The 8,900-nt window shown below is 66.8% G+C and carries 10 protein-coding genes and 1 pseudogene; all 11 read right to left on the reverse strand.

Annotation, left to right across the window (positions count from 1 at the left end):
• Positions 1–185: pseudogene (locus ACILRF_RS12010) on the reverse strand (NADH-quinone oxidoreductase subunit I); the annotation flags it as partial.
• A 1-nt stretch (position 186) separates the two neighbouring features.
• Entirely contained in the window at positions 187–381 is a 195-nt protein-coding gene (locus ACILRF_RS12015; RefSeq protein ID WP_395673183.1) for a hypothetical protein, read from the reverse strand.
• Positions 378–1,469: an NADH-quinone oxidoreductase subunit NuoH gene (gene nuoH, locus ACILRF_RS12020; protein ID WP_395673184.1), complete on the reverse strand. Its 1,092-nt coding sequence runs from the start codon at positions 1,467–1,469 to the stop codon at positions 378–380. Before nuoH ends, ACILRF_RS12015 begins: the two co-directional genes overlap by 4 nt.
• A 3-nt stretch (positions 1,470–1,472) precedes the next feature.
• A complete protein-coding gene (nuoG, locus tag ACILRF_RS12025) occupies positions 1,473–3,518 on the reverse strand; it encodes an NADH-quinone oxidoreductase subunit NuoG (protein WP_395673186.1) in 2,046 nt (681 codons plus the stop codon).
• Positions 3,519–3,523: 5 nt separating this feature from the next.
• The gene (gene nuoF / locus ACILRF_RS12030) at positions 3,524–4,837 is read right to left on the reverse strand and encodes an NADH-quinone oxidoreductase subunit NuoF (protein WP_395673188.1); all 1,314 of its coding nucleotides are present in this window, start codon (positions 4,835–4,837) and stop codon (positions 3,524–3,526) included.
• A complete protein-coding gene (gene nuoE / locus ACILRF_RS12035; RefSeq protein ID WP_395673190.1) occupies positions 4,837–5,514 on the reverse strand; it encodes an NADH-quinone oxidoreductase subunit NuoE in 678 nt (225 codons plus the stop codon). Before nuoE ends, nuoF begins: the two co-directional genes overlap by 1 nt.
• 7 nt (positions 5,515–5,521) lie before the next feature.
• A complete protein-coding gene (locus tag ACILRF_RS12040) occupies positions 5,522–5,857 on the reverse strand; it encodes a nuclear transport factor 2 family protein (protein WP_395673192.1) in 336 nt (111 codons plus the stop codon).
• Positions 5,854–7,101, reverse strand: coding sequence for an NADH-quinone oxidoreductase subunit D (locus ACILRF_RS12045; RefSeq protein WP_395673194.1), 1,248 nt, complete (start codon positions 7,099–7,101; stop codon positions 5,854–5,856). Before ACILRF_RS12045 ends, ACILRF_RS12040 begins: the two co-directional genes overlap by 4 nt.
• A complete protein-coding gene (locus ACILRF_RS12050) occupies positions 7,101–7,739 on the reverse strand; it encodes an NADH-quinone oxidoreductase subunit C (protein ID WP_395673196.1) in 639 nt (212 codons plus the stop codon). Before ACILRF_RS12050 ends, ACILRF_RS12045 begins: the two co-directional genes overlap by 1 nt.
• The gene (locus ACILRF_RS12055) at positions 7,736–8,317 is read right to left on the reverse strand and encodes a NuoB/complex I 20 kDa subunit family protein (protein ID WP_395673198.1); all 582 of its coding nucleotides are present in this window, start codon (positions 8,315–8,317) and stop codon (positions 7,736–7,738) included. Before ACILRF_RS12055 ends, ACILRF_RS12050 begins: the two co-directional genes overlap by 4 nt.
• Positions 8,287–8,664: an NADH-quinone oxidoreductase subunit A gene (locus ACILRF_RS12060; RefSeq protein WP_395673200.1), complete on the reverse strand. Its 378-nt coding sequence runs from the start codon at positions 8,662–8,664 to the stop codon at positions 8,287–8,289. Before ACILRF_RS12060 ends, ACILRF_RS12055 begins: the two co-directional genes overlap by 31 nt.
• Positions 8,665–8,900: the final 236 nt, after the last annotated feature.

Genomic DNA, 8,900 nt, shown 5'->3' on the forward strand with positions numbered 1-8,900 from the left:
TCTTCGCCGTTCGGATAGCGGCGCAGGGCATGCTCGCCGCGGAAGCGCGGGCTCTGCGGATTGCGCTCGTGCGGGTACTGCACGGTCTTCTTCGGCCGCATCATGTGCTTCATGGCCAGGCCGAAGGCGCCGGCGAAATCGAGGAGCGCCGCTCCCTTCACCGCCTGTCCGATACGATTGAGCATCTCAGTTCCTCTCGCAGGCGTAGTTTCCGAGATCCTGGAAATCCCCGCCCCGCTTTTGCGTCAGTTTCCCGCCCTTGGCCGCGCACTCGGTCTGCAGCCGCTGGAGGGTGTCGTAGCTCATGATCCCGCCGTCCGGCGACGCGGTGGCGCAGGCGCCGAGCGCGAGGGCCAGCATCACGGGCAGCGCCGCCCTCATGCCGCCGCCGCCGCCGGGCCAAACACCCGCCAAGCCGCAATCAGCACCACGGCGACCAGCGAGGTCGGCAGGAAGACCTTCCAGCCGAGCCGCATCAGCTGGTCGTAGCGGTAGCGGGGGACGATCGCCTTCGCCATGGCGATCAGGAAGAAGAAGAACACCAGCTTGGCGAAGAACCACAGGAAGCCAAACAGGCTGGCCACGACCGGCGGCCAGGCTGCGGTGAACGGCGTCGGGAACGGGGCGGTCCAGCCGCCGAAGAAGAGCACCGTCACCAGGGCGCACATCAGGACGATGTTCGAGTACTCGCCGATCATGAACAGCAGGTACGGGGTCGAGGAGTATTCGACCTGGTAGCCGGCCACGAGTTCGGACTCCGCTTCCGGCAGATCGAAGGGCGGGCGGTTGGTTTCGGCCAGGGCCGAGATGAAGAAGATCACCGACATCGGGATCATCACAAGCGCCGCCGGCAGGCCCAAGAGGCCGTTGCCGCCGAGGACGTTCCAGTTCCAGAAGCCGCCGTCCTGCAGCTCGACGATCTCGCGCAGGTTCATGGTGCCGGCCAGCAGGATCACGGTGATGATCACGAAGCCCAGGGAGACCTCGTAGGACACCATCTGCGCTGCTGAGCGCAGCGAGCCGAGGAACGGATACTTCGAGTTCGAAGCCCAGCCGCCCATGATGATGCCATAGACGCCGAGCGAGCTGATCGCGAAGAGATAGAGGATCCCGACGTTGATGTCGGAGACCACCCAGCCCGGCGCCAGCGGCACGACCGCCCAGGCCCCGAAGGCCAGGACGAAGCTGATCAGCGGCGCCAGCAGGAAGACCGCCTTGTCGGCGCCGGCCGGGATGACGATTTCCTTCAGCAGGAACTTGCCGAAGTCGGCGAACGACTGGAACAGGCCGAAGGGACCGACGACGTTCGGGCCTTTGCGCATCTGCACGCCGGCCCAGATCTTGCGGTCGGCCAGCAGCAGGAAGGCCAGCGACAGCAGGATCCAGATCATCACCAGCAGGATCTGGCCAGCGGTCAGCAGGGTCCAGCCGCCGGGCGTTTCCCAGAAGCTTTGGGTGGCAGGTTGCATCCCTTACTCCGCCGCGATCTTCGTGGCGCCCGAGGCCAGGGCCGCGCACTCCGCCATCGTCACGCTGGCGCGAGCGATGGGATTGGTCAGGTAGAAACTCTTCACGCCGCTGGCGAACGGGGCGTCGGCGAGATCGCCGGCGGCGCCGAGCTTGCCCAGGTCGAGGCCCTTCGCCCCCTCCGGGCCGGCGACATAGTCGATGCGGCCGAAGGTCGGATGATCGGCGAACAGCTTGGCGCGAAGTTGGTCGAGGCTGTCGTAAGGCAGCGTTGCGCCGAGACGCTCCGACAGGGCCCGCAGGATCGCCCAGTCCTCACGGCCCTCCCCTTTCGGGAACACCGCGCGGACGCCGAGTTGCACGCGGCCCTCGGTGTTGACGTAGAGGCCGTTCTTTTCGGTGTAGGTCGCGGCGGGCAGGATGACGTCGGCGCGGTGCGCGCCGGCATCGCCGTGCGTGCCAAGGTAGACGACGAAGGCGTCGGACTGGGTCGCGTCGATCTCGTCAGCCCCCAGCAGGAAGAGGACGTCCGCCCCGCCCTTCTGGACCAGTTCGCGCGCGGTCTTACCGCCGGTCGCCGGCACGAAGCCCAAGTCGAGGCCGCCGACGCGGCTCGCCGCCGAGTGCAGCACGTTCCAGGTCGCACCGAAGGCCTTGGCGACTCCGGCCGCGGCCTTCACGACCGCTGCACCGTCGGCGCGGCCAAGGGCGCCGGCGCCGACGATGATCGCCGGAGCCTGGGCTTCCTTGAAGGCCTTCATGAAGTCGTTCTTCTGCCTCGCGAGGCCCGACAGGGTCTTCGGGCCGGCGCCCAGATAGTCGTAGGCGTAGGTCAGGTCGCCTTGCTCGCCGATCACGCCGATGCGCAGGGCGCCGGCCAGCCAGCGCTTGCGCAGGCGGGCGTTCAGCACCGGGGCCTCAATGCGCGGATTGGTTCCGACGAGAAGGACGACGTCCGCCTCTTCGATGCCGGCGATGGTCGAGTTGAAGAGCCAGCTTTCGCGCGGACCGTCGCCCAGGGCCATGCCGTCCTGGCGGCAATCGAGCGAGGCGACGCCGAGGCCGCCGAACAGGTCCTTGGCGGCCTTCATGGACTCGACGTCCTGCAGGTCGCCCGCGATGACTCCGATGCGGTCGGCCTTGGTCGCCTTCAGCTTCTTGGCGACGGCGTCGAGCGCCTCGTTCCAGCTGGCCGGCCGCAGCTTGCCGTTCTCACGGACATAGGGGCGGTCGAGACGCTGGCGCGACAGGCCGTCGACGGCGTAGCGGGTCTTGTCGGAGATCCACTCCTCGTTGATGTCCTCGTTCAGGCGCGGCAGCACTCGGAGGACGGCCGGGCCGCGGGCGTCGACGCGGATCGCCGAGCCGAGAGCGTCGTGGACGTCGATGCTCTCCGTCTTCTTCAGTTCCCAGGGCCGGTAGTTGAAGGCCCACGGCTTGTGTGTCAGGGCGCCGACCGGGCACAGGTCGATCACGTTGGCCGACAGTTCCGAGCCCACGGCCTTGTTGAGATAGGTCGTGATTTCAACGTCTTCGCCGCGGGAGATGAGACCGATGTCCGGCACGCCGGCGACCTCGGTGATGAACCGGACGCAGCGGGTGCACTGGATGCAGCGGGTCATGACCGTCTTGATGAGCGGCCCCATGAACTTCTCTTCGACCGCGCGCTTGTTCTCCGCATAGCGCGAGCCGTCGCGGCCGTAGCCCATGGCCTGGTCCTGCAGATCGCACTCGCCGCCCTGGTCGCAGATCGGGCAGTCCAGCGGGTGGTTGATCAGCAGGAATTCCATGACCCCGTGGCGGGCCTTCTTCACCATCGGCGTGTCGGTGAAGATCTCCATATTCTCGGCGGCCGGCAGGGCGCAGCTGGCCTGCGGCTTCGGCGGGCCCGGCTTCACCTCGACGAGGCACATCCGGCAATTGCCGGCGATCGACAGGCGCTCGTGATAGCAGAAGCGGGGGATTTCCTTCCCCGCCAGCTCGGCGACCTGCAGCACGTTCATGCCGGGTTCGAACTCGACCTCGACCCCGTCGACCTTGGCGATAGGCATACCGTCTACTCCGCCGCGATGGATGCGCCGGCGTAGCTGCCCTTGCGCGCGCGGTAGTTGTTGATGCGCTCCTCCACCTCGTGGCGGAAGTGGCGGAACAGGCCTTGGATCGGCCAGGCCGCCGCGTCCCCGAGGCCGCAGATGGTGTGGCCCTCGACTTGGCTGGCGACGTCGAGCAGCAGGTCGATCTCGGACATCTCGGCTTCGCCGGTGACCATCCGCTCCATGACCCGCCACATCCAGCCGGTGCCCTCGCGGCACGGCGTGCACTGGCCGCAGCTCTCGTGCTTGTAGAAGTAGGAGGCGCGGGCGATGGCCTTCACCAGGTCAGCGTCCTTGTCGAACACGATCATGGTGCCGGTGCCGAGGCCCGAGCCGCGGGCCTGCAGATCCTCGTAGGTCATCACGGCGACCTCGGCCTCCTCGGCCGGGATCATACGGACGGAGATGCCGCCCGGGATGACCGCCTTGAGGTTCTTCCAGCCGCCGCGCACGCCGCCCATGTGCTCTTCGATGAGCATCTTGAGCGGTATGCCGACCGCGTCCTCGACGACGCAGGGCTTGTTGAGATGGCCCGAGCCGGCGAACAGCTTGGTGCCGGTCGACTTCTCGGTGCCGAAGCCGGCGAACCACTCGGCCCCGCGGCGCAGGATGGTCCCGACGACCGAGATGGACTCGACGTTGTTGATGGTGGTCGGCGCGCCGTAGATGCCGGCGCCGGCAGGGAACGGCGGCTTGAGCCGCGGCTGACCCTTCTTGCCCTCGAGGCTCTCCATCAGGGCGGTCTCGTCGCCGCAGATGTAGGCGCCGCCGCCGTGGGTGACGCGAACGTCGCAGTCCCAGCCGTTGACGTTGCCGGGGCCGATCAGCTTGGCGTCATAGGCCTGCTGGATGGCGGCCAGCAGCCGCTCGCGCTCGAAGACGTACTCACCGCGGATGTAAATGTAGGCCGTGCGCGCGCGGATCGCCCGGCAGGCGATTAGGCAGCCTTCGATCAACAGATGCGGATCGTTGCGCAGGATCTCGCGGTCCTTGCAGGCGCCCGGCTCCGACTCGTCGGCGTTAACGACCAGGAAGTGCGGCCGCTCGCTCTCCTGCTTGGGCATGAAGGTCCACTTCAGCCCGGTCGGGAACCCTGCCCCGCCCCGGCCGCGCAGGCCCGAGGCCTTGATCTGGTCGCAGATCCATTCCGGCGTCTGGGCCAGAATGTCCTTGGTACCGTTCCAGCAGCCGCGCTTCTTCGCGCCCTCGAGGCCCCAGTCGTGGAGGCCATAGAGGTTGGTGAAAATCCGGTCCTTGTCCTGGAGAAGTCCGGGCATCACGCGGGCTCCTTGGCGGGCGGCTTGGAGGACGGAAGGTTCGGAATCTTGATCTTCTTCGCCGCGCTGCCGTCGTAGAGGCTGGCGTCGGTGAGGGTCAGCGGGCCGCCCTCGGGCGAGGCGCCCTGGCGGCCGATCACCGAGCCCGGCGCCGGCTTTTCACCCGCCGCGAATTGGTCGAGCAGCTTCTCGAACGACGCCGCATCGAGGTCCTCGTAATAGTAGTCGTTGATCGCGGCCATTGGTGCGTTGGAGCAGGCGCCCAGGCACTCGACTTCCTGCCAGTAGAACTTGCCGTCAGCCGAGCGGTGATCGTGCGGGCCGATGCGGCGCTTGCAGACCTCGATCAGTTCGCCCGCGCCGCGGACCATGCACGGCGTCGTGCCGCAGACCTGGACCAGCGCATGGGTGCCAACCGGCTCCAGCATGAACATGGTGTAGAAGGTCGCGATCTCCAGCACGCGGATCACCGGCATGCCGAGAAGTTCGGCGACGGCGCGGATCGCGGGCTCCGGCACCCAGCCTTCCTGCTTCTGGACCAGCCACAGGATCGGGATCACCGCCGACTGCTGCTTGCCGGGCGGATAGTTGGCCATCCAGGCCTGGACCTGCTTCAGAACCTCGGGCTGGAAAGCGAAGCTTTCCGGCTGGTTCGGCGAAAGGCGACGGACGCTCAAGACGGCCTCACTTCACGAAGTCGACGCGGGCGATCTTGCCGCCGGCGAGGGTGTAGATGGCGAGCACCTGGAAGGGCTCGACGCCGGGGCCGCGGATCACGTCCTCGTGGTCGACGACGACGGCGCCGGCGGTAACGCGGTTGGTGCGGGCGGCCTTGTTCTTCGGAAACTCGGCGAACAGCTTGGCGTGACGCTCGCGGATGGCCGCAACGCCCACCGTGTGCGGCGCCTCGCCGTAAGCCCCGAGCGTCGCGTCCTCGGTGTAGAAGGCGCAGAAGGCGTCGAGGTCCTGGGCGTTATAGGCGTCGAGCTGGGCGTCGACGATCGCGCCGAGATCGCTCATCGATCGATCTCCCCGAACACGATGTCGAGGGAGCCGAGAATGGCGGACACGTCGGCAAGCATGTGGCCGCGGTTCATCCAGTCCATCGCCTGCAGGTGCGGGAAACCCGGCGCGCGTATCTTGCAGCGGTAGGGCTTGTTGGTGCCGTCGCTGACCAGATAGACGCCGAACTCGCCCTTCGGCGCCTCGACACAGGCGTAGATCTCGCCGGCCGGCGGGCGGTAGCCTTCGGTGAACAGCTTGAAGTGGTGGATCAGCGCTTCCATCGAACGCTTCATCTCGCCCCGGCGCGGCGGCGAGACCTTGTTGTCCTCGCTGAGAACCGGCCCCGGCGTCTTCATCAGTCGCTCGCAACACTGCTTCATGATGCGGACGGACTCGCGCATCTCCTGCATGCGGCAGAGGTAGCGGTCGTAGCAGTCGCCGTTGACGCCGAGCGGGATGTCGAACTCCAGCTCGTTGTAGCACTCGTAGGGCTGGGCGCGGCGCAGGTCCCAGGCAATGCCCGAGCCGCGCACCATCACGCCGGAGAAGCCCCAGGCGATCGCCTCTTCCTTGGTCACGACGCCGATGTCGACGTTGCGCTGCTTGAAGATGCGGTTGTCGGTGATCAGCCCGTCGATGTCGTTCAGCATCGACGGGAACTCGTCGCACCAGTCGGAGATGTCCTGCACCAGCTCCGGCGGCAGGTCCTGGCGAACGCCGCCGACGCGGAAGTAGTTGGCGTGCAGGCGCGCGCCGGACGCACGCTCGTAGAACACCATCAGCTTCTCGCGCTCTTCGAAGCCCCACAGCGGCGGCGTCAGGGCGCCGACGTCCATCGCCTGGGTGGTGACGTTGAGCAGGTGGTTCTTGATCCGGCCGATCTCGGAATAGAGCACGCGGATCAGCTGGCCGCGGATCGGCACCTCGACGCCCATCAGGCGCTCGAGGGCGAGCACGTAGGCGTGCTCCTGGTTCATCGGCGCCACGTAGTCGAGGCGGTCGAAGTACGGGATCGTCTGCGCGTAGGGCCGCGCTTCCATCAGCTTCTCGGTGCCGCGGTGCAACAGGCCGATGTGCGGATCGACCCGCTCGACGATCTCCCCATCGAGCTCGAGAACCAGCCGCAGCACGCCGTGGGCGGCCGGGTGTTGGGGGCCGAAGTTGATGTTGAAACGGCGGACGGGCGTCTCGGCGGCGGCCTCGACTTCCGGGGTCTCGCCAGGCAGCACTGCAGCGGCCGGCGTGTTCTGTCCCGGCATCACTTGGCCTCCGGCTTGGCGACGATCTCGCCCTTCTCGTCGCCGGGCAGCGGACCGAAGCCGCGCTCGACGCCTTCCCAAGGCGACAGGAAGTCCCAGTTGCGCCACTCGACGGACTTCACCGGCTCGTAGACCACGCGCTTGAGCTCGTCGTCGTACCGGACCTCGACATGGCCGGTCATCGGGAAGTCCTTGCGCAGCGGATGGCCGTGGAAACCGTAGTCGGTGAGGATGCGGCGCAGATCCGGATGGCCGTCGAAGAAGATGCCGTACATGTCGAAGGCTTCGCGCTCGTACCAGTCGGCGGTCGGGAACACCGAAACCACCGACGGGACAGCGGTGTCCTCGTCGACCTGAAGCTTCAGCCGGACGCGCTGGTTCTTGGTCATCGACAGCAGGTGGTAGACGACATCGAAGCGACGCTCGCGCTCCGGATAGTCGACGCCGGCGATGTCGACGAGCTGGTGGAAGCCGTACTGGTCGCGCAGAGCTTCGAGAGCGGCGGCGATGCGATGGGTCTGGACCGTCAGGGTCAGGTCCCCGAACGCCACGTGATGGCCGGCGAACATGCCGGCGCCGTTGGCGACGATCTCCTGGCCGAGCGCCTCGAGGTCCTGGTGCGAAAGGGGCCAGCTCATCGGACGATCGTCCCGGTCCGGCGGATCTTCTTCTGCAGTTGCAGGATGCCGTAGACCAAGGCCTCGGCGGTCGGCGGGCAACCGGGGACATAGATGTCGACCGGCACCACGCGGTCGCAGCCACGAACCACCGAATAGCTGAAGTAATAATAGCCACCGCCGTTGGCGCAGCTGCCCATCGAGATGACGTACCGCGGCTCCGGCATCTGGTCGTAGACCTTGCGGAGGGCCGGAGCCATCTTGTTGCACAGAGTGCCGGCGACGATCATCACGTCCGACTGACGCGGGCTGGCGCGGGGTGCAAAGCCGTAGCGCTCGACGTCGTAGCGCGGCATCGAGGCCTGCATCATCTCGACGGCGCAGCACGCCAGGCCGAACGTCATCCACATCAGCGAGCCGGTGCGCGCCCAGGTGATGAGATCGTCGGCCGCAGCGGTGACGAAGCCCTTGTCGGCCAACTGCTGAGAGACGCCGTCGAAATACGGGTCGTGGAGGCGGGGATCGTAGCCCTCGACCGTCGTGCGGCCGGCTGCGCCCGCGGGAACGATCACTCCCATTCCAGGGCCCCCTTCTTCCATTCGTAGATGAAGCCCACTGTCAGGACGCCCAGGAAGGTCATCATCGACCAGAAGGCGAACTGCCCGACCTCGGCCGGGAGCTTCATCAGCGTCACCGCCCACGGAAACAGGAAGGCCACTTCAAGGTCGAAGATAATGAACAGGATCGAGACCAGGTAGAACCGGACGTCGAACTTCATCCGCGCGTCGTCAAAGGCGTTGAAGCCGCACTCGTAGGACGACAGCTTTTCAGGGTCCGGCGCCTTGGGCGCCAGCACCCAGGCGCCCAGGATGAAGACCAGGCCCAGCGCCGTCGCGATCCCCAGGAAGATCACGATGGGCAGGTACTGCAATAGGAACGCGTTCATGGAGTCCTCAGGGGAGTCGCGCGCCCTTCTAGACCACCCGTCCCGGGGTTTCAAACGACCGAACACACTTGCGAAACGGTCGCAACAGAGGGCGCCGCCGCGGCCGGAAAAACGCGCCAAATTCGTCCGGCCGACACTCTGCCGTTGACACGATTCCGGTCCGCACCTATCAGGGCCGCCTTCGCCGGCCGCAAGGCCTACGCGGGTGTAGCTCAGTTGGTTAGAGCGCCGGCCTG

Origin of the sequence: Phenylobacterium sp., assembly GCF_044236515.1 — a bacterium.
GTDB lineage: Bacteria > Pseudomonadota > Alphaproteobacteria > Caulobacterales > Caulobacteraceae > Phenylobacterium.

What these genes read in the sequence shown, in the direction of transcription:
- ACILRF_RS12015 (WP_395673183.1), bottom strand. Translation starts at nt 381, where the DNA reads ATGAGGGCGGCGCTGCCCGTGATGCTGGCCCTCGCGCTCGGCGCCTGC.
- nuoH (WP_395673184.1), bottom strand. Translation starts at nt 1,469, where the DNA reads ATGCAACCTGCCACCCAAAGCTTCTGGGAAACGCCCGGCGGCTGGACC.
- nuoG (WP_395673186.1), bottom strand. Translation starts at nt 3,518, where the DNA reads ATGCCTATCGCCAAGGTCGACGGGGTCGAGGTCGAGTTCGAACCCGGC.
- nuoF (WP_395673188.1), bottom strand. Translation starts at nt 4,837, where the DNA reads ATGCCCGGACTTCTCCAGGACAAGGACCGGATTTTCACCAACCTCTAT.
- ACILRF_RS12040 (WP_395673192.1), bottom strand. Translation starts at nt 5,857, where the DNA reads ATGAGCGATCTCGGCGCGATCGTCGACGCCCAGCTCGACGCCTATAAC.
- ACILRF_RS12045 (WP_395673194.1), bottom strand. Translation starts at nt 7,101, where the DNA reads ATGCCGGGACAGAACACGCCGGCCGCTGCAGTGCTGCCTGGCGAGACC.
- ACILRF_RS12050 (WP_395673196.1), bottom strand. Translation starts at nt 7,739, where the DNA reads ATGAGCTGGCCCCTTTCGCACCAGGACCTCGAGGCGCTCGGCCAGGAG.
- ACILRF_RS12055 (WP_395673198.1), bottom strand. Translation starts at nt 8,317, where the DNA reads ATGGAAGAAGGGGGCCCTGGAATGGGAGTGATCGTTCCCGCGGGCGCA.
- ACILRF_RS12060 (WP_395673200.1), bottom strand. Translation starts at nt 8,664, where the DNA reads ATGAACGCGTTCCTATTGCAGTACCTGCCCATCGTGATCTTCCTGGGG.